The sequence below is a fragment of the Marinobacter sp. MBR-99 genome (assembly GCF_040547575.1).
Taxonomy (GTDB): domain Bacteria; phylum Pseudomonadota; class Gammaproteobacteria; order Pseudomonadales; family Oleiphilaceae; genus Marinobacter.
The window spans coordinates 43,978-62,095 of the sequence record NZ_JBEPPY010000008.1 but is presented as its reverse complement, the minus strand read 5'-3'; the positions used below and the strand labels follow the sequence as shown (position 1 = coordinate 62,095).

19 protein-coding genes are annotated in these 18,118 nt (G+C 59.1%); 2 read left to right on the top strand and 17 right to left on the bottom strand.

Translation table 11 applies throughout. The annotated features are described in order from the left end of the window. Positions 1-11: 11 nt before the first annotated feature. On the bottom strand, positions 12-1,244 hold the full coding sequence (locus ABIE59_RS08680; protein ID WP_354446082.1) for an ATP-grasp domain-containing protein: 1,233 nt from the start codon (positions 1,242-1,244) through the stop codon (positions 12-14). A gap of 151 nt (positions 1,245-1,395) precedes the next feature. Then, on the bottom strand, positions 1,396-2,877 hold the full coding sequence (gene mqo / locus ABIE59_RS08675; RefSeq protein WP_354446080.1) for a malate dehydrogenase (quinone): 1,482 nt from the start codon (positions 2,875-2,877) through the stop codon (positions 1,396-1,398). Between the two features lie 405 nt (positions 2,878-3,282). On the opposite strand from mqo, the gene ABIE59_RS08670 reads away from it, so the two are divergent. Beyond that, the gene (locus tag ABIE59_RS08670) at positions 3,283-4,269 is read left to right on the top strand and encodes a calcium/sodium antiporter (RefSeq protein ID WP_354446078.1); all 987 of its coding nucleotides are present in this window, start codon (positions 3,283-3,285) and stop codon (positions 4,267-4,269) included. 19 nt (positions 4,270-4,288) lie between these two features. Here ABIE59_RS08670 and ABIE59_RS08665 read toward each other — a convergent pair whose 3' ends face one another. The 3 genes from ABIE59_RS08665 to msrA all read right to left on the bottom strand — a co-directional run bounded on the left by ABIE59_RS08665 (position 4,289) and on the right by msrA (position 6,261). Beyond that, a complete protein-coding gene (locus tag ABIE59_RS08665; protein ID WP_354446076.1) occupies positions 4,289-5,053 on the bottom strand; it encodes a lysophospholipid acyltransferase family protein in 765 nt (254 codons plus the stop codon). 120 nt (positions 5,054-5,173) lie between these two features. Beyond that, a complete protein-coding gene (msrB, locus tag ABIE59_RS08660; protein WP_354446074.1) occupies positions 5,174-5,599 on the bottom strand; it encodes a peptide-methionine (R)-S-oxide reductase MsrB in 426 nt (141 codons plus the stop codon). An 11-nt stretch (positions 5,600-5,610) separates the two neighbouring features. Continuing rightward, on the bottom strand, positions 5,611-6,261 hold the full coding sequence (gene msrA, locus ABIE59_RS08655; protein WP_354446072.1) for a peptide-methionine (S)-S-oxide reductase MsrA: 651 nt from the start codon (positions 6,259-6,261) through the stop codon (positions 5,611-5,613). Positions 6,262-6,632: 371 nt separating this feature from the next. Here msrA and ABIE59_RS08650 point away from each other — a divergent pair, with 371 nt between their 5' ends. Then, positions 6,633-7,607, top strand: coding sequence for a metallophosphoesterase (locus ABIE59_RS08650; RefSeq protein ID WP_354446070.1), 975 nt, complete (start codon positions 6,633-6,635; stop codon positions 7,605-7,607). Positions 7,608-7,613: 6 nt separating this feature from the next. Here ABIE59_RS08650 and ABIE59_RS08645 read toward each other — a convergent pair whose 3' ends face one another. From ABIE59_RS08645 to pqqA, 12 genes are all read right to left on the bottom strand, one after another. After that, positions 7,614-8,096, bottom strand: coding sequence for a CDP-archaeol synthase (locus ABIE59_RS08645; RefSeq protein ID WP_354446068.1), 483 nt, complete (start codon positions 8,094-8,096; stop codon positions 7,614-7,616). A 25-nt stretch (positions 8,097-8,121) separates the two neighbouring features. Further along, a complete protein-coding gene (locus ABIE59_RS08640) occupies positions 8,122-9,498 on the bottom strand; it encodes a class II fumarate hydratase (RefSeq protein ID WP_354446066.1) in 1,377 nt (458 codons plus the stop codon). 33 nt (positions 9,499-9,531) lie between these two features. Then, positions 9,532-9,819 (bottom strand): hypothetical protein, encoded by a 288-nt coding sequence (locus ABIE59_RS08635; RefSeq protein WP_061330666.1) that lies wholly within the window; start codon positions 9,817-9,819, stop codon positions 9,532-9,534. A 65-nt stretch (positions 9,820-9,884) separates the two neighbouring features. Next, positions 9,885-11,633 carry a PAS domain-containing hybrid sensor histidine kinase/response regulator gene (locus ABIE59_RS08630; RefSeq protein WP_354446063.1) on the bottom strand — a complete coding sequence of 583 codons (1,749 nt, stop codon included), beginning with the start codon at positions 11,631-11,633 and terminating at the stop codon, positions 9,885-9,887. Next, complete coding sequence (ercA, locus tag ABIE59_RS08625) at positions 11,617-12,780, bottom strand: alcohol dehydrogenase-like regulatory protein ErcA (RefSeq protein ID WP_354446061.1); 1,164 nt, start codon at positions 12,778-12,780, stop codon at positions 11,617-11,619. Before ercA ends, ABIE59_RS08630 begins: the two co-directional genes overlap by 17 nt. 99 nt (positions 12,781-12,879) lie before the next feature. Next, entirely contained in the window at positions 12,880-14,049 is a 1,170-nt protein-coding gene (locus ABIE59_RS08620; protein WP_354446059.1) for an alpha/beta hydrolase family protein, read from the bottom strand. Further along, positions 14,004-14,720, bottom strand: coding sequence for an SMP-30/gluconolactonase/LRE family protein (locus ABIE59_RS08615; RefSeq protein ID WP_354446057.1), 717 nt, complete (start codon positions 14,718-14,720; stop codon positions 14,004-14,006). Before ABIE59_RS08615 ends, ABIE59_RS08620 begins: the two co-directional genes overlap by 46 nt. Next, on the bottom strand, positions 14,686-15,822 hold the full coding sequence (gene pqqE, locus ABIE59_RS08610) for a pyrroloquinoline quinone biosynthesis protein PqqE (RefSeq protein WP_354446055.1): 1,137 nt from the start codon (positions 15,820-15,822) through the stop codon (positions 14,686-14,688). Before pqqE ends, ABIE59_RS08615 begins: the two co-directional genes overlap by 35 nt. Beyond that, entirely contained in the window at positions 15,819-16,088 is a 270-nt protein-coding gene (pqqD, locus tag ABIE59_RS08605) for a pyrroloquinoline quinone biosynthesis peptide chaperone PqqD (protein WP_354446053.1), read from the bottom strand. Before pqqD ends, pqqE begins: the two co-directional genes overlap by 4 nt. A gap of 11 nt (positions 16,089-16,099) precedes the next feature. Beyond that, positions 16,100-16,855, bottom strand: coding sequence for a pyrroloquinoline-quinone synthase PqqC (gene pqqC / locus ABIE59_RS08600; RefSeq protein ID WP_319636620.1), 756 nt, complete (start codon positions 16,853-16,855; stop codon positions 16,100-16,102). Then, a complete protein-coding gene (gene pqqB, locus ABIE59_RS08595; RefSeq protein ID WP_354446051.1) occupies positions 16,852-17,781 on the bottom strand; it encodes a pyrroloquinoline quinone biosynthesis protein PqqB in 930 nt (309 codons plus the stop codon). Before pqqB ends, pqqC begins: the two co-directional genes overlap by 4 nt. Positions 17,782-17,833: 52 nt before the next feature. Further along, positions 17,834-17,905: a pyrroloquinoline quinone precursor peptide PqqA gene (gene pqqA, locus ABIE59_RS08590; protein ID WP_007153157.1), complete on the bottom strand. Its 72-nt coding sequence runs from the start codon at positions 17,903-17,905 to the stop codon at positions 17,834-17,836. Positions 17,906-18,118: the final 213 nt, after the last annotated feature.

Here is an 18,118-nt window from a genome sequence, read left to right as displayed (position 1 = left end):
GCATACCTCGATTATACATAGAAATCGAGCTCTTCCTGATGTTTGAGCAGATCCCGCAAAACATAGGGATCCTCACCAAAGAAATACACCAGGCCCCAATGGGTACCGAACGCCGTTCGCTTGGTTACGGTTTCTTCTACAGGTGGCGTCAGCTCATGGGACTCAAAGTAATCGTGGTTCTCGGTCTCTTCCGGGATCTCCAGGCGACTAACCACACGGCGGCGCGGGTACACCCCGAAACAGCCGGCATAGCCTTTGGCATCCACTACCTCTTTCGGGAAGAACGCCTTGATTTCCTCTTCGGTGGTTTTCGGATCAAAGGCCATGATCAATCCCTGATAGGCATTGAAGCCATAGGCACGCTCAAGCAGTTCGAACACCTTGAAGCCCGGCGGGCGATAGGCCACTTCGCCGAAGTACATAGTCCCATCGCTGGTTACGAAATACTCAGGGTGGACAAAGCCGAAGTCGATATCGAAGGTCTTGATCAGCTTCTCGATTTCGGTGGTAATTTGCGCCCGGTACTTCTCAAGGTCCGGCGTGGCCGGAACGAACACAGAATAGCCGAGGGTTACGTACTCGGAAATATTAAGGAAACAGATCTTGCCATTATGGATCCAGGCCTCCACGGCAAACTCCCAGCCGTCCAGGTGGGATTCCATCAGCACCGGAAATTCCTCATCGGGAATGGTATCCACTTCATCCGGTGTGCGGATAACCCGATGGCCCAGGCAGCCAGCCTTATCGAAGGCCTTGAGGTGGATTGGGTCGTTGGGATCGCCGTCCAGCTTCAGCAGGGTCTGGTTGACCCGCTTCAGGAAGCGAACCACATCTTCCCGGTCGTGGGCTTCTTCAAAAATACCAACACGAATGCCACCGAGCTGGGCCCGCCGCTTCATCAGGGCCTTGTCGCGCAACAGCATGGCCTGCCCGAAGAGCCTAGGATTACCCATCAATACGGAGTTGATTGCTCCGGCCCACTCTACGGTTTCTTCAAACAGGGGAATGGAAACATCTACGCCCATGTCCTTGAGTGTCTGGGCGATCTCAAACGAACGATCATTGAGGCGTTCGAAGTTCCAGGGCACGTAAGGAATGTTGTGTTCCTGGCAGTAGGGTTCTGCCCAATCCGGAGCGACCACCACATAGCGGCGGTCGAATTTGTCCGCCGCTTCAACGGCATTCAGGCTCCAGCCCAGCAGGGCGACATACCCTTTTTCGGGATTGTAGTTCTGTTCAGTCACAGCGCTCTCCTCGTCAGGGTTGTCTTCTTACACTGAACCGATTGACTGTAAACTGCAACTTTTCAGAACACCTCTGCCAGAACGAAAAACGGGCACCGGCTTGTCGCACAGTGCCCGCAGAACCACGAACCCGTTTAGCGGAAGTGTCCGCTCAGCCGAGTTTCAGGGTTGCCAGGGTTCGCTCCCGAACCCGATTGAGCAGTTGCTCGTCGTTCACCAGAGACTGTCCGTAGGAAGGGACCAGCTCTTTCATCCGCTCCAGCCACTGTTCCGACTTCATTTTCTCAGGGAAACACCGCTCAAGTACGTTCAGCATGGCGTTGGCCGCTGTTGATGCTCCGGGAGAGGCGCCCAGCAACGCGGCCAGCGTGCCGTCTTTGGCGGCAACGATCTCGGTACCAAACTCCAACTTGCCCCCGCCTTCAGGCGTTTGCTTGATGATTTGTACCCGCTGGCCCGCCATCTGCAGGCGCCAGTCGTCTTCACGGGCATCCGGGAAGAAGTTACGCAGCGACTCAACCCGATCGGTATGAGACTGGAACACTTCTCCAATCAGGTAGCGGGTCAGGTCCATGTTGCTCTTGCTGACAGACAGCATGGGCCTCAGGTTGGTGGCACGCACAGAACCGAACAGATCGAACACCGAACCCTGCTTCAGGAACCGGGTGGTAAAGCCTGCAAAAGGGCCGAACAGCAGTGCCGGCTCGCCGTTAATGATGCGGGTATCCAGGTGCGGAACCGACATGGGCGGTGCACCAATTGGCGCTTTGCCGTAGACCTTGGAGTTGTGCGCCTGAACGATATCCGGCTTCTGGCACACCAGCCATTGGCCGCTCACCGGGAAGCCACCGTAACCCCTGGCCTCATCAATGCCCGACTTCTGCAACAGCGGCAGTGCACCGCCTCCGGCACCCAGGAACACAAACCCGGCCTCCAGCTTGGTCAGCTCGCCGGTTTTCTGGTTCTTCACCCGCAATTTCCAGCGGCCGTTGTCCCTCTGGTCGATGTAATGCACCGGGCTACTGAGCATCAATTCAAAATTGGGCTGGGTCTCCAGCCACTTGACCATGCTGCGTGTCAGCGAGCCAAAATCGACATCCGAACCATGTTTGATGCGGGTTGCCGCCACGCGCTGCATTGGATCGCGATGCTTGACCACCAGCGGCATCCACTCCGCCAGTTCCTCCGGGCTTTCGGTGTATTCCATCTCGCGGAACAGGTGGTGAGCCTTCAGGCGCTCAAAGCGGCGCTTGAGGAATGCGACGTCTTTCTCACCCCAGACAAAGCTCTGGTGCGGCGTGCGGTTAATGAACGAGGACGGTTCCGGCAGAATGCCCTGCTCCACCAGGTACGACCAGAACTGCAATGACACCTCAAACTGGGCGTTGATTTGCAGCGCTCGTGCAATTTCAACATCTCCGTCTTCGGTTTCGGGGGTATAGTTGAGTTCGCAGTAGCCGGCGTGGCCGGTACCTGCATTATTCCATCCGTCTGTGCTTTCATGGGCAACGTGGTCTAGACGCTCCACCATGACGATGTCCAGTGACGGGTCCAGCTGCCTGAGCATCATGCCGAGGGTTGCGCTCATGACGCCCCCACCGACCAGCACTACGTCTGCCTGTCTAACGGCCATTGGTTTTCACCCTAGCTAGTGTTGAGCCTGTTGCCACTCCACGATCAGCGAAAGCGGCCTGTCGGAAGCCAGCGAGGCGCGAGGTAGACGGCGCTGCTGTACGCTTCCGGTCTGAAGTTGGGCGCATTATCCCGATTTTTGCCGGAATAATAAATTGCGATTGTCAATCGATGTGTGTCGGGCTAACTATTATGGTTTACCCCGATTTTCGCGCGTTTTGTTAACAATATCAGCGCCACTTTAGTCTGATACCTGTTTTCCGATAGTGCGGATCATTACCGGTAACAAAAAGTTCGTTGCCAACAGGGCTGACCTGAAAGCGCGACTTGCGGTATCTTGTGCGCCACTTGTTCCCCTCCGGCAGGCCGCCCTGGGGCCCACCACTTTCTGATTGAGGTCTTTTCTATGCTGATGGCTATGGGAGCCATTCTTGCCGGTCTTGTCCTGCTGGTCTGGAGTGCGGACAAATTTGTTGAAGGCGCAGCAGCCACCGCCAAGCATCTGGGCATGCCATCGCTGCTGATCGGCATGGTGATTATCGGCTTTGGCACCTCGGCTCCGGAGCTGGCGGTATCCGCTATGGCCGCCTCCGACGGCAACCCCGGTCTGGCACTGGGCAACGGTTATGGCTCGAACATCACCAATATAGCGCTGATTGTCGGCCTGACGGCCATCATCGCGCCTATTGCCATGCACTCCCAGGTGATTCGCAAAGAGCTGCCGCTGCTGGTGGTGCTGACACTCATCGCCGGAGCGCAATTAATCGATGGTGAATTAACGCGGTTGGATGGCTGGATATTGCTTGGCGTATTCGCCGCAGTAATGGGCTGGTCGATTTTTCAGGGCATCCGGACGAAAGAGGACCCACTGGCGAACGCCGCCGATGCCGAGCTGATCGCCCACCCAATGCCTCTGAAAAGCGCGGTAATCTGGCTGATCATCGGTCTGATTCTTTTGATCGCCAGCTCCCGCCTGCTGGTATGGGGTGCAGTAACGGTTGCCCAGAGCCTGGGCGTCAGTGACCTGATCATCGGTTTGACCATTGTTGCCATTGGCACCTCGCTGCCGGAACTGGCCTCGGCGATCGCCGCGGTGCGCAAAAACGAACACGACCTGATCCTTGGCAACATACTCGGCTCGGGTATCTTCAATACCCTGGCGGTGGTTGGGCTGGCGGCCGCAATCCAGCCATTATCTGTGGATCCTGAAGTGCTTTACCGGGACTGGACTCTGATGCTCGCGCTAACCGTGGGCCTGCTCCTGATGGGCTTCGGCCTGACCGGCTGGCGCAACATGGTTTCAAGGCTGGATGGTGTATTACTGGTGACTGTCTACATCGCCTACACAGGCTATCTTTTCTACACCGTCGTTTCCGCCAGTACCGGCGGCTGAAACCCGGTCGGGAGCCGGTCTATTCCGGCTCGCCATCGCCCAGCAACTGCTCCAGCCGCTGGCGCACATCCGCCATGATCTGTGGCAGGTCATCCTTGCCCTTGCCGGCGGTATCAATCGGGGTCCCGACCCTGACATCCACCGGCTGGCCAAGATTGATCTGCAGGCTCCGGGCCGGTAATACCTTGTGAATTCCACGAATGGCTACCGGCACAATGACTGCTTCGGTATCAAGGGCCAGGTGGAAACATCCTTTCTTGAACGGTAACAGCGCGCCGTCCGAGGATCGGGTGCCTTCAGGGGCTGCCCAAAGCACTATACCGCTTTCCATCATCTGCTTTGCCCGCTCCAGATCCCGGACCGCGCGGGTTCGATTGGAACGGTCGATCGAGGGAAACTCTGCCGCCGCCATGGCCTGGCCCAGCAGGGGAATCCGGAACAGCTCCTTCTTTGCCAGCATCCGGATGGAGCCCGGCAAAGACACAAAACTCACCGGGATATCGTAGTGGCTGGCATGGGTACTCATGATGATGTAGCGGCGCCCGTCGTTGAAGTCTGGCACCTCACCGCGGACTGTCAGGCTGGCCCGGACCAGCTTCAGCAATGCGACAGACCACTCCCGGCAGTACTTGTCGACAATCGGCCGGTTCAGGCGACCAAACAACGCCCTCAGCAGCACCAGTAAGGAGTAGATGGCGGTAAGCCCAACCGAGCCCAATACCACGGCAGCACGTCTGAGCAGGGTTGCAGACTCTGTCAGAGGGCTCAAGTTCAGTCGTTTCATACACAATTCCTTCCCAAATCTGGCCCGTGCCGTCGTCGACCCGGAACAACAGGGAAGGAGTATAGCGGTTCAGGCACCCCCTGAATAATCGCCAAAAGGAGAAGAAAAGGGGATTGCGTGTTACACCTGTTCCTCAAACACCATGGCAATGGAATTCAGGCAATAGCGCTGACCGGTGGGCGGGGGACCGTCCGGGAACACGTGCCCGAGATGGCTATCGCAGCGCGGGCAACGGATCTCTGTGCGACTCATACCCAGGCTGTGATCTTCAAGATAGCGGATATGGTCCGGATCGAACGGCTGGAAGAAACTCGGCCAGCCGGTTCCTGATTCGAATTTCGCGTCGGAACTGAACAACGGGAGTGCGCACAATCGGCACGAATAAACCCCGGCCTTCTTGTTATCCAGCAAAGTGCCACAGAACGGGTGTTCGGTGCCGTGATCCAGCAGTACCCGCTTTTCCTCAGAGGTCAGGCCCGTTGCCTTCTCATCGACCTCAGCTTTACTCAGCGGGGTCAGATCATAGCCTTTTGCTGATACCGTCATGGGGGACCTCCTCAGGCCTGGTCAGGCTCATTATCACTGAACTCGGGTTTCAGGTGGTCTGGCCAGGTAGTGGCCAGCTTAGCCATCTTCGGCGCAGCCACCGCCAGGATGTAGGGCTGCCGGGGATTGCGCGCGGCAAAGTTCTGATGATACGCCTCCGCCGGATAGAACGCCGTGAGTGGTTCGAGGCGGGTGACGATCGGACTGGAATACACACCGGAGGCATCAAGCTGGCGAATGTAAGCCTCTGCCACCTGTTTCTGGTCAGCGGTCTCGTAAAACACTGCTGAGCGGTACTGGCTGCCAATATCATTACCCTGGCGGTTCAGTTGGGTTGGGTCGTGAGCCACCGAAAAAAATACTCTCAGAAGCTCCCCAAAACTCACCTTCGCCGGGTCGTAGTGAACGCTCACCACTTCGGCATGTCCCGTGCTGCCGCTGCAAACAGCCTCATAGTTAGCCGTCTCGGCTGCGCCACCGGCGTACCCCGATTCCACACGGGTCACCCCGTCAATGGCCACCAGCACCGCCTCAACACACCAGAAACAGCCCCCGGCCAACACAACCCGGGCCTCTCCCGCCGGCTCGTGCAGGTCTTTCTCAGGTGCCGGAAACCGGCTACGAGGCACGGTCATTCCGGGAACGTTGCATGCGTCACTCATCAGATTGCTCCAGCGGTTTTCTGTTAGTTCGATTGTGGCGGTTATGAATCAGAATTCCAAACGAGACATTCACGCACTTATACGTTCAGTGATTACAAAAAGACCCCTAGCACCAGCACATTGGCGGGCGCCAGAGGTCGCACCAGTCCCCGGAGGCTGGCAAGCTCGGGCCCAAAAACATTCGGAACAGCCGCCGGTTGCCTGGCGGCATCGACTTTCAGGGCAGGTCATTACGCACTGCCCCCACGAGGGTTCGGGATGCGTCAATAAAACATGAACATTGTGTCTATGCGGTTGCACTAGCTTCCTGACCATCCATAATGAGTTAAGGAATCAGTGATAAGATTCCGCTCGGCATCAGGACGATTCACATGACCGCAAGGGTTCGCGCACCAGAAGATCAGAACGAACTTCTCCAGTACCGGCTCAGCCTTCGGCTTGGTCCCGTGCATGCCCGTCAGCGACTGGGCATCGAACAGGAAGCCGAGGCCCGGGTGTTCGGGCGTGACCGCCGCTCGTTCCACGTTGAGAACCTCACCAACGCCCCAAGGCTTATCCAGTTTTGCCTGCAAGCCGTTGGCCTGTTTTCCCGGGCCCGGGAAAACAGCCGTAAACTGACCACTGCCCACAACACCTTTACCCTGCCCGATTTACCTGAGGCGTTCGAGGGCTTTCGCATCCTGCACCTGACCGACCTTCACGTCGATATGGATGAACACAACCTGAACGCGGTGATCGATCAGATCACACCGCTGGACTATGACCTGTGTGTGCTGACCGGCGATTACCGGAAGCTCACCTGGGGGCCGATTGACGAGGCCCTGGCGGGCATGGCCCGCCTGCGCAGTGCCATCAAGGGTGACGCCTACGCAGTGCTGGGCAACCATGACAGCGTTCGCATGGTACCGGCACTGGAAGACATGGGCTACCGGCTGCTGATGAATGAAATGGCGCCCCTGACCCGCGGCCAGAACACCCTCTACCTGGCCGGTGTGGACGATGCCCATTACTACAAGGTTCACAACCTGCACCGGGCCGGCGATGACATCCCCCCGGGCGGCATCAGTCTGCTCCTGAGCCACACGCCCGAAATCTGGCGGGAAGCGGCCCACGCCGGCTACGACCTGTTCCTGTGCGGACACACCCATGGCGGGCAGCTCTGCCTGCCCGGGGGCATTCCGGTGACCCTGGATTCCGACTGCCCCCGCCGCCTTGGCCGGGGTTTCTGGCAGGTCAATGGCATGCAGGGTTATACATCCCCGGGCGCCGGCACGTCCGTGCTTAATGTCCGCCTGAACTGCCCACCGGAAGTCACCGTGCACACCTTATCCCGGGGGCCCGGATAACCGGCGTCAATGGGGTTGTTTGCGAATACCAAGGCGATAAAGTATCGGTGAAAACAACATATTGCTCAGCGCAAACAGCAGCGCCACGGCAACCGCTTCCCACAACGGCAACGAAAGCCACAACCACGCCATGGCCATGGGCAGCAGGGCCTCGGGCAACTGGTCCAGCCATAATGCCCGGGAACTGGATTCGAGGCCCATCCGGCGCTTGATAAAACTGCTGATGAGATCCCCAAGTAACGCCAGCAAACCAAACAGCGCACCGAACAGCCAACCCAGCCCCACCCAGGCCGAGAACAGCAAGCAGGCCAACGTGCCCGATAGCATTCCTCGCCAGGTCTTACTGGGGCCGAACACAGGTCGACCGTCTCGCCACACCCGGCCGCCATCCACCGGCCAGTTGCCGGTCTGATGTAATAGCCTGGCCACGACCACTGGCGAGCCATTGGCCAGAACCAGCATTACAAACAGCTCCAGGGACAGCAGCAAGTATGGCTCCTCCGGTCATGCGGGCTCAGGTCAGCCCGCCACGGGTCAGCTTGAGCGGATCCATCAGTGTTTCCAGGCGTTCACGGCTTAGGCCGCTGCGCTCCTCGGCCACATCAATTACCGGGCGACCGGTACGATAGGCTTCTTTGGCGATGTCCGCTGCCAGGGTATAACCAATTTCCGGGTTCAACGCCGTGACCAGTACCGGGTTACGCCCGACACCGGCATTCAGATTTTCGGTATTCACTGCAAAGCCTTTCATCGCTTTGTCAGCGAGGATAGCGGAAGCCCCTGTTAACAGGCCGATCATGTCCAGCAGATTGCCACCCACCAGAGGCAGCATTACATTGAGCTGAAAGTTTCCAGACTGGCCGGCAATGGCCACCGCATTGTCCAGCCCCATAACTTGCGCTCCCACCATGGCAACCGACTCAGGAATAACCGGGTTCACCTTGCCCGGCATGATGCTGCTGCCCGGCTGCAATGCCGGCAGGCTGATCTCGGCCAGCCCGTGAATCGGACCGCTGTTCATCCAGCGCAGATCGTTGGCAATTTTGGTCAGCACCACCGCCACGCCCCGTAGTTGTCCTGACAGGGCGACAGGCGCATCCACAGCGCTTTGACCAACAAACTTGTGCTCCATGGAACGAAACGGGTAGCCGGTGTTGCTGCGCAGGAACTTGATGAACTGACCAGAGAATTCAGACGCCGCATTAACGCCGGTACCCACTGCGGTGCCGCCCTGGGGCACATCCGCCAGTTCATCCATTGCCTGCTCAAGACGTTTCTCAGCCAGGGCCAGCTGTTCCCGCCAGGTCCGTAATTCCTGCCCCAGGGTCACCGGCATGGCGTCCATCAGGTGAGTACGACCGGTTTTGACCTGGGCATTCAGTTCCGCTTCCCGCTCGTAAATGACACCCCGAAGGTGCGACAGGGCCGGCAGCAATTGCTCTTTTACGGCCAAAAGCGAACTGACGTGTATAGCCGTTGGTATCACATCGTTGGAGCTCTGGCTCATATTAACGTGATCATTAGGGTGGACATCGACACCCTGTCTCCGGGCAATGGCCGCAATCACTTCGTTCACATTCATGTTGGTGCTGGTGCCGGAGCCGGTCTGATACCGATCCACCGGAAACTGGTCCGCGTGTTCGCCCTGGATCAGTTGATCACAGGCTTCGGCAATAGCGTCCCGCAAACGGGCATCCAGCAACCCCAAAGACGCGTTGGCCTGGGCTGCCGCCCACTTGATTTGCGCCACCGCCACAATGAACCGGGCCGGCATCGGCTGACCACTGACCGGAAAGTTATCGATGGCCCGTTGGGTTTGCGCGCCCCACAGGGCATTCGCGGGCACCTTCACGTCACCCAGGCTGTCTTTTTCCGTTCTGAACTCACTCATTGCGTCCTCCCTTTTTGCTTGCCAGGCGGGACACTAAGCCCCTCGGTCCTGCGATCTTAGCCTGACATGGTCGCAAATGCCGGTGACTTGCTCAAAATTGAGAATCAGTGTGTGGACGGTGTTGGTGTAGGTGTCATGCAGATGAAATTTGTAACGGCGCTGTTTCTCACCCTGCAGGAAGGCATCGTATTCGCGGACAAGCTCCCGCACGTCCCCGCCTTCATCCTGGCTCCAAGTGGCATTGAAAGGGCCCAGCACGGCGCCGCCGGCCAGGCAAACGGTGACTTCATGGTTGGTAAGGGAATGCTCGGTGTGGCTCATGACGGTCTCCTGAATCAAGGACTGGTTCAGGAATAAGTGTAGTCGTAAAGCGCAAGCGCGTGGGGTCAGGTTGACTGCGCGGCAAGACTCGCCAGCAGCGCCCGTAAGCGGTTGGGCTTAACCGGTTTGTTAAGGATGGGCAGGTACTGGGCCCTAAGCAGCGTGCGCACTTCATCACTGCGATCAGCAGTGATGATGGCTGCCGGAACATCATGGTCAAGTGCACGGCGAACGGCGTAGACAGCCTCACAACCGGTTGCGTTATTGTCCAGGTGGAAATCCGCCAGAATCACGTCGGGGAGCAGGCCCTCGCTCAGCATGTCCAGGGCACTGGATTCGCCGTCGGCGGGAAACACCTCACAACCCCAACCTTCGAGCAACGCTGCCATGCTTTCAAGCACCGCCGGCTCGTTGTCTACGACTAACACCGCCAGTCCGTCAAAGTTTCCGTGGATGGCACCTCCGGCTGAAGATTGGCTTCGCCAGGCCTCATTTACCCTGTGTTCAAGCGGGATCGACACCTCAAATCTCGAACCGCGGCCGGGCCGTGAGGTCACCCGGATTCCGTAACCCAGAACCCGTACCATGCGCTCCACAATGGCCAGTCCCAATCCGACGCCCTGGCGACCGCCAGTGCCCTGGGGCAGTAGCTGGTGGAATTCGGTGAAAATATCCTGCAGCTTGTGGGATTCGATCCCCACACCGGTGTCCCAGATTTCAATGGCGAGCCGATTCTGGCGTTGCCTGACGGACAGCATCACGCCGCCCTCGCGGGTATAGCGGAAGGCATTACTCAACAGGTTACGGACAATCCGTGCCAGCATTCGGGGGTCGGTCCTAAGCGATACCGGTGGCACCCGCAGCCGGAACTGCAATCCGGCATTGGCCGCCACCGCCTCAAACTCCTCGCCCAGGCCTTTCAGCATGGCAGCCAGATTGAGGTGGGTCAGGTCCGGCTTCATTGCCTGCTGGTCAAGTTTGGAGATGTCCAACAGATCGGCGAGTAAATCCTCGGCTCCCTCCAGCGCCCGGTGCACCTGATGAACCATCCGGTTTTCCGCCTCGGGTAACTGGCTGTCCTGCAGGGCCGAAATCATCAGCCTGGCCGCATTCAGGGGTTGCAGCAGATCATGACTGGCCGCCGCAAGATACTTGTCTTTGCTGCGATTGGCGTCTTTGGCGGCGTTCACCGCCACTTTCAACTCCTGCTCAACTTTTTCCCGCTCTTCAATCTGATAACGCAGGTCCACATTGACGTTTTGCAGCGCCTCAGTGCGTTCCTCCACGCGTTTTTCCAGTTCGGCGTTCAGCTGCTCAAGTTTCTGCCGGGCCTGCACCCGCTCGGTTATGTCGGCAACGAAGGTTTCCACCACTTCCGGCCCAAGATCCGGCCGGCGGAGCATGGTTAATGCCACATACACGGGGGTTTGGTCTGCTCGCCGAAGACGCGTCTCGCGGGCGCTCAGGCTGCCATGGTTGAGCAGTTCCTGGCGGACCTGATCAAACTCCGCCGCGCTGCAGAACAACTGCTCCCTGAGTCGAATCACTTTCTCCTGCAATTGCTCCGGGTTGTCATAACCGCAGATTCGGGCCATGGCGGGATTGCAGGCCAGAAAGCCACCGCGCAGGTTGGCCTGGAAGATGCCGTGCAGGGCGTTTTCGAACAGCCATTTGTAGCGGTTTCGTTCTTGCTCAAGTTCTTCCAGGCGTTCCTGCAACGCGGGGTAATAGCTTTTTCGGGCAGACTGGCTGCTGAGCCCCAACAGATCGCCGATGTCGTAACCGGTGCTGGTTGGGTCAGAGGGCTTCTTCATAAACCACCTGAACATCCCGAAGTGACGACTTCCTTGGGTTGGTCAGTATGCAGGGGTCCTTCAATGCATAGCCGGAAAGGTAGGGAATATCAGAGGTGGTGACGCCGAGCTCCTTGAGCCGCGCCTCCAGGCCAACGGTCTTCTTGAGTTCAATAATGCGGGTCATCAACCGTGCCTTGACCTGTGCCCCGTTCATACCCCGGGTATCAATCGCCATGGCCTCGGCAACCCGGCGGAACCGGTCCTCGGCAGAAGGGAAATTGTAGGCCACCACATGCTCCAGCAGCAGTGCATTGCAGAGGCCATGTGGCAAGTCCAGGAACCCGCCCAGGCTGTGGGACATCGCATGGACAGCCCCCAGAATGGCATTGGAGAAGGCCAGCCCCGCCTGCATGGACGCCAGCATGATCTGTTCCCGCAGTACCGGGTTTGACGGGTTTGCCACCAGCGCTTCCAGGTTGCCGTTGATCAGCCGGATCGCTTCCAGTGCATGAGTATCGGTCAGGGGCCCGCTGCCGGTGGAGACAAACGCCTCGATGGCGTGCACCAGTGCATCCACCCCGGTACAGGCGGTGAGGTAGGCGTCCATGGTTTCGGTCACTTCCGGGTCGATCAGCGAAACATCCGGCACCACCGCTTTGCTGATGATAGAAAACTTGAAGCGCCGGTTGGGGTCGGAAATGATGGCAAACTGCGAAACGTCGGCTGAGGTACCGGCGGTGGTGGGAATCAGGATCAGTGGTGGTGAGGGATTGCGGATGGTATCCACCCCCTCGAATTCCAGGATGCTGCGGCCATGGCTGGCGACAATGCCGATACCCTTGGCGCAATCCATGGGGCTGCCACCGCCGATCGCCACGATGACATCGCATTCGCTGGCCCGGTAGAGCTCGGCACCGGCCATCACCTCATCTACTTTGGGATTGGGCGATACCGCTGTAAACGTGGTGCAACGCAAACCCGCCTCGACCAAAAGGGTTTCAACTTCTGCAACCCATCCGGCGGCGACAACACCCGGGTCGGACACCAGGAACACGTGGCGGGCACCAAAATTACTGGCAAAGTTGGCCACCGACCGGCGGGAACCGGCACCGAAGACAATTTCGGGAGAGACAAACTTACGCAGCGCGGAAATATCGTAGCTCATGACGCTCAGAGACAACCGTTTGTTGTTATAGGAATAGTTGAGAGTTTAACTCAGTTTGTGCGCTGGTTCATTGTCCTTTTTGCGTATCTCAGGGTCGTCTCAGGCCAGACCTCCATAAAACCGGTGCAGCGATTCGAGCATGTGCGCCTGATTGTCTGCCCTCTGAAACCCATGGCCTTCATCCTCATACCAGTGCAGTTCCACCGGTTGGCCCCGGGCCTGAAGCGCGGCCACCATCCGCCGGGTCTGCCCAGGCACCACGACGGCATCTTTCCCACCCTGAAAAAAAATCGCAGGGCAGCTTATCCGGTCAGCGTGCAGCGCCGGAGTGCGTGCCTGCCAGCGGGCCTGGTGTGATTGCGGGTCACCCAGCAGCCAGTCCAGGTAACCGGATTCAAACCGGTGGGTCTTGGCACGGAGACGCCATGGATCGGTCACGCCAAACAGGCTGCCAATCGCTTTGAAGCGGTCCGTCTGAACCGCCGCCATCAATGCCGTATAGCCCCCGGAACTTCGGCCCTGAATGAATACGTTGTTGGCGCAGACCAGTCCCTGCGCCGCCAGATAATCCGCGCAGCGCACCATATCCTGGACATCAGCCTCGCCCCACCGGCCGGCCAGGCGAAGGCGGAAGTCCCGGCCAGCACCGGTGCTGCCGGTATAATTCACTTCCGCAACGGCAAAGCCCCGCTGGCACCAGAACTGAACCTGGGGGTTATAGACCGCATAGGCCGCCGACGTGGGGCCGCCGTGGGCGATCAGGATAACCGGTGGTGCCGGGGAGGATGCCGATGCCGGGGGGTAAAGAAACCCCTGAACCGGTGACATATCGGCCGCCTCAGCACCCACCACAAACGCAACGGGCGACACCGGTGCCATGGTTGAACAATCCGGCATCTGCCCGCCAGCCAGGATGGTTGCCGAGCCGGAGTCCGCACATACCTTCAGAACCGCATCGTGCCGGTCTGCAGCCCGACCGATACAGACAAGGCCATCGGCTGACGGGCTCAGATCCCGGAAATCGGTCCAGCCCCCGGCGACTCTCTGAGAGCGCCCTTCCCGTTCCAGCCAAAGCTCGCCGATACCCTGACGGTATTGCACTCTGGCCCAACCACCCTCTCGCAACGGGCAACTATGCCGCTCTCCCAGTTGCCATGGGGCGTTGGCGTGATCGAGCATGGGCGCCGTGCTTTTCAGCCACTGGTCGCGGCCACCCTTGCGCGTTACCTGCCAGGGCTGCCACCAGCCCTCATGGTCGGATATGACCACAACTGCTCACCGGCAAACTGCGGTTGCTGAACCGAGCCGGAAACCGGCGGGGGCTGCCCTGATGCACCTGCAACAGTGCCGTCAGCAGTGACCGTTGCCTGCCAGAGCGTTGACTGCAACCAGGGCATATCCGGCAGTTGCCAGCTGCACCAGGCCACTCGGGTACCGTCCTGGCTGACCGCCGGCGCGCCGTAGAAGTCCAGCCCCTGGTGTAACAGCCGGACTTGCCCCGTGGCCTCCAGGGCCATCAACGCCTGCTGTTGATGCCGTTCACGCACCGCCAACACCCGGTCATGTTGCGGGTCTGCCACCAGGCCTCCCCAGGTAGCGTCAACCTCCGGCACCAATAAGGTTCGTTTACCTGTCACTCGGTTGAGCTGCCAGACGCGCTGATCCTCCGCTACCCAGACCACTCGCCCCGGCAGTACCGCATAGGCACCACCACCGTAGCCGTTGAGGCGACTTCGGATACTGCCCGGGCCGGTGTTGACCCGGCAAATACCAGAGTTGTCCGCCTGCCAGAGGGCAACAGAGCCGGTTTCAGGATGGGAGGCAAGCCAGAAAATGGTATCGCCGCACACTTTTAGTTGGGCGTACTGGGAGAAACCAGCGCAGGCGTCAAGCGCGGAGATCGGATCAGCCACGGTAAAGCAGTTTTGAGTTCCGGGCATTGCGGTATACCAGGTCATCCAGCCCCGCCGTGGCGTGATCAGCGGCGGTGCGGGCCGCGAGGATACGGTCATGATGGGGCGACTTGGAGCAGACCGGATCAGCGTTATCGGCGTTTCCGGTCAGCAGATAAGCCTGACAGCGACAACCACCGAAATCCTTGCCTTTTTCATCGCAGGACCGGCAGGGTTCAGGCATCCAGCTGTCACCACGGTAATGGTTGAAGCCGGGACTATGATACCAGATGTCGCTAAGAGTTTCGGCTTGCACATTGGGAAAATCGATCGGCAACAGCCGGGCGCTATGGCAAGGCAAGGCGGTGCCATCGGGCGCCACGGTCAGGAACAGGTTGCCCCAGCCATTCATACAGGCCTTCGGGCGCTCCTCGTAGTAGTCCGGGGTTACGAAGATTACTTTCATGGGGCGACCACGGTTACGGAGATCGTTCCGATAGTCATTTACCTCCTGCTCTGCCCGGACCAGTTGGGCTTTGGAGGGCATCAGTCCTTCCCGATTTTTAAATGCCCAGCCATAGTACTGGCAGGTGGCCAACTCCACGTAATCGGCATCCAGGTTTTCACACAGGGCCAGAATGTCGTTCATCTGGTGAATGTTATGGCGGTGGATCACAAAGTTGAGCACCATCGGGTAGCCCGCCGCCTTGACCGCCCGGGCCATAGCCAGCTTCTGGTCGAAGGCTTTGCGAGAGCCGGCCACGGCATTGTTCAGTTCCGGGTCTGAGGCCTGAAAGCTGACCTGAATGTGGTCCAGCCCCGCTTCGGCAAACGCCTGCACTTTTGCTTCGGTCAGCCCGATGCCGGAGGTAATCAGATTGGTGTAAAACCCCAGCTCCCGGGCCCCGGCAATCAGCTCCGGCAGGTCCTGGCGCACCAGCGGCTCGCCACCGGAGAAGCCCAGTTGGGCAGCGCCCATGGCTCGCCCCTGGCGCAACACATCCAGCCATTGCTCCGTGGACAGCTCCTGTTGCTGGTTGGCATAGTCCAGTGGGTTGGAGCAATAGGGACATTGCAGCGGGCAGCGATAGGTGAGCTCCGCCAGCAACCAAAGCGGCGGCCCTACCTGTGCTTCTGTGGCGGCCGTCATGACCACTCAATCCACTGTTGCTGAACCGCGTCTGTCAGAAACGCTTCCACATCGGCCGCCAGCGGGCCGGCCTCCGGGAACTGCCGCTCCAGGGAGTGGATAATTTGGTGTACCGGGCGAACCCCGTCCACTTCCGCCAGGATGGCCCCGGCGCTGCCGTTGAGCTTGACCATACCCTCCGGGTACAACAACACATGGCTTTGCTGTACGGGTTCCCACTGGAACCGGAAACCTCGGCGGAGCCTGGGCGTTTTCTCCAAAGTCATGGTAACGCTCCTTACAGGCCCCGATGCCAGACCGGCTGATCGGTGACCGTATGGTACGGCGGGGTCTGGTGAACGTAGGCCATGGTCAGGGCATCCAGCAACGACCAGAGAATGTCCAGCTTGAACTGCAGAATGTCGAACGCCCGTTGCTGTTGAGCCTCGGTGACAAAATGGTCCAGCGTAATGGCCAGGCCGTGCTCCACGTCCCGTCTGGCCTCCGATAGACGTTTACGGAAATAGCGGTAGCCATTCTCCTCAATCCACGGGTAATGCTGAGGCCAGCTGTCCAACCGCGACTGGTGTATTTCCGGCGCAAAAAGCTCGGTCAGTGACGAGCAGGCCGCCTCTTGCCAGGTTGCCCGGCGGGCAAAGTTGAAATAGGCATCCACTGCAAAACGCACACCTGGGAGAACGTGGCGCTCGTCGATCACCTCTTCCCGGCTCAGGCCCACGGCTTCGGCGAGCGTCAGCCAGGCCTCGATGCCACCCACATCTCCCTCATGACCATCGTGGTCCAGAATGCGCTGCAACCACAGGCGGCGCACCGAGGCATCCGGGCAGTTCGACATGATGGCGGCATCCTTCTGTGGGATCCGTACCTGGTAGTAGTATCGATTGGCCACCCACCCACGGATCTGTTCCGGCGTGCACTGGCCGCTGTACATGGCCCGGTGATAAGGATGATGGATATGGTAATAGGCGCCTTTGTCTCTAAGGGCCTGTTCGAAATCCTGCCGGTTCATGGCGGTGTTGGCTTTGGCGTTCATGGCTGCCCCGTCAATTCAAAATGCATCCCGTCCCAGGCGACTTCAATGCCATGGGCCATAAGTTCCGCCCGTTCTGGCGAGTCTTCGTCAAGAATCGGATTGGTATTATTGATGTGGATCAGCACCTTGCGTTTGGCTGGCATGCGGTCCAGTAACTCAATCATGCCGCCGGCGCCGGACTGGGCAAGATGACCCATAGCCTGGCCGGTTTTGGTACCGACTTCCTGGCGGATCATCTCGTCGTCGTGCCAGACCGTGCCATCCACCAGCAACAGGTCTGCCTGGCCCATCCAGCCGCGAATACGGGCATCGGGCTGCCCGAGACCAGGCGCATACAACACGGTTTGCCCGGTGCGGGTATCGCGAATAAACAGACCTATGTTGTCACCCGGGTGAGGTTTGTCCCGGCGCGGTGAGTATGGCGGCGCGTTACTGAGCAACGGAATGGCGGTCAATTCAAGGGAAGGCGCGCAAGGCAGGCGGAATGGCTGCAGTTCGTCGGCAGGGATTTCGCGCCAGTTCAGGCCACCGTTCCAATGACTCAGCATGGCGAATAACGGAAACCCGGAACTCAGATCGTCGTGCACCTGGCGGGTGCACCACACATCCATCGGCAGCCCCTCACGCAGAGACAGCAAGCCAGTGGTGTGATCCACCTGGCTGTCCATCAGCACCACCGCTGAAATCCCGGTGTCCCGCAGTGAACGGGCCGGTTGCATGGCGGGAAAAGCCGCCAGTTGGGCGCGGATATCCGGTGAGGCGTTAAACAGAATCCAGTGTTCGCCATCCTCGGAGATAGCAATCGACGACTGGGTGCGGGCATGGGCATTCAGCTTGCCGGCGCGGAAGCCCGCGCAGTTTCGACAGTTGCAGTTCCATTGAGGGAACCCGCCGCCGGCGGCCGACCCCAGAATATGCAGGTGCATCAGAAGATCTCCCGAGCGGGAACGACCAGCCGCAGGGCTGGCCGGCCAGGGCTCACCGGTTGGCGAAGTACATGGTTACTTCAAAACCGATCCGCAGATCTTCATAAGCTGGCTTGGTCCACATGATGCTCACCTCTTGTCGTGATTATTAGTGCGTTGCATGTTGGTGCCACCGGGCTTTTACCAGAAGCACACCCTCATCGTAATCACAGACGCTGGCACCCCATATGGTACTTTGGAACTGTTTTCCGCCGGCTGAAAGTAGCAGGGGATTGCCCCCGAGGTTGAATTGAGCCAAGCCCCCAGCGGCCTAGCATGGGAGAAGGACAATAATAAC

What these genes read in the sequence shown, in the direction of transcription:
- mqo (WP_354446080.1), bottom strand. Translation starts at nt 2,877, where the DNA reads ATGGCCGTTAGACAGGCAGACGTAGTGCTGGTCGGTGGGGGCGTCATG.
- ABIE59_RS08670 (WP_354446078.1), top strand. Translation starts at nt 3,283, where the DNA reads ATGCTGATGGCTATGGGAGCCATTCTTGCCGGTCTTGTCCTGCTGGTC.
- ABIE59_RS08665 (WP_354446076.1), bottom strand. Translation starts at nt 5,053, where the DNA reads ATGAAACGACTGAACTTGAGCCCTCTGACAGAGTCTGCAACCCTGCTC.
- msrB (WP_354446074.1), bottom strand. Translation starts at nt 5,599, where the DNA reads ATGACGGTATCAGCAAAAGGCTATGATCTGACCCCGCTGAGTAAAGCT.
- msrA (WP_354446072.1), bottom strand. Translation starts at nt 6,261, where the DNA reads ATGAGTGACGCATGCAACGTTCCCGGAATGACCGTGCCTCGTAGCCGG.
- ABIE59_RS08650 (WP_354446070.1), top strand. Translation starts at nt 6,633, where the DNA reads ATGACCGCAAGGGTTCGCGCACCAGAAGATCAGAACGAACTTCTCCAG.
- ABIE59_RS08640 (WP_354446066.1), bottom strand. Translation starts at nt 9,498, where the DNA reads ATGAGTGAGTTCAGAACGGAAAAAGACAGCCTGGGTGACGTGAAGGTG.
- ABIE59_RS08635 (WP_061330666.1), bottom strand. Translation starts at nt 9,819, where the DNA reads ATGAGCCACACCGAGCATTCCCTTACCAACCATGAAGTCACCGTTTGC.
- ABIE59_RS08630 (WP_354446063.1), bottom strand. Translation starts at nt 11,633, where the DNA reads ATGAAGAAGCCCTCTGACCCAACCAGCACCGGTTACGACATCGGCGAT.
- ercA (WP_354446061.1), bottom strand. Translation starts at nt 12,780, where the DNA reads ATGAGCTACGATATTTCCGCGCTGCGTAAGTTTGTCTCTCCCGAAATT.
- ABIE59_RS08615 (WP_354446057.1), bottom strand. Translation starts at nt 14,720, where the DNA reads ATGCCCGGAACTCAAAACTGCTTTACCGTGGCTGATCCGATCTCCGCG.
- pqqE (WP_354446055.1), bottom strand. Translation starts at nt 15,822, where the DNA reads ATGACGGCCGCCACAGAAGCACAGGTAGGGCCGCCGCTTTGGTTGCTG.
- pqqD (WP_354446053.1), bottom strand. Translation starts at nt 16,088, where the DNA reads ATGACTTTGGAGAAAACGCCCAGGCTCCGCCGAGGTTTCCGGTTCCAG.
- pqqC (WP_319636620.1), bottom strand. Translation starts at nt 16,855, where the DNA reads ATGAACGCCAAAGCCAACACCGCCATGAACCGGCAGGATTTCGAACAG.
- pqqB (WP_354446051.1), bottom strand. Translation starts at nt 17,781, where the DNA reads ATGCACCTGCATATTCTGGGGTCGGCCGCCGGCGGCGGGTTCCCTCAA.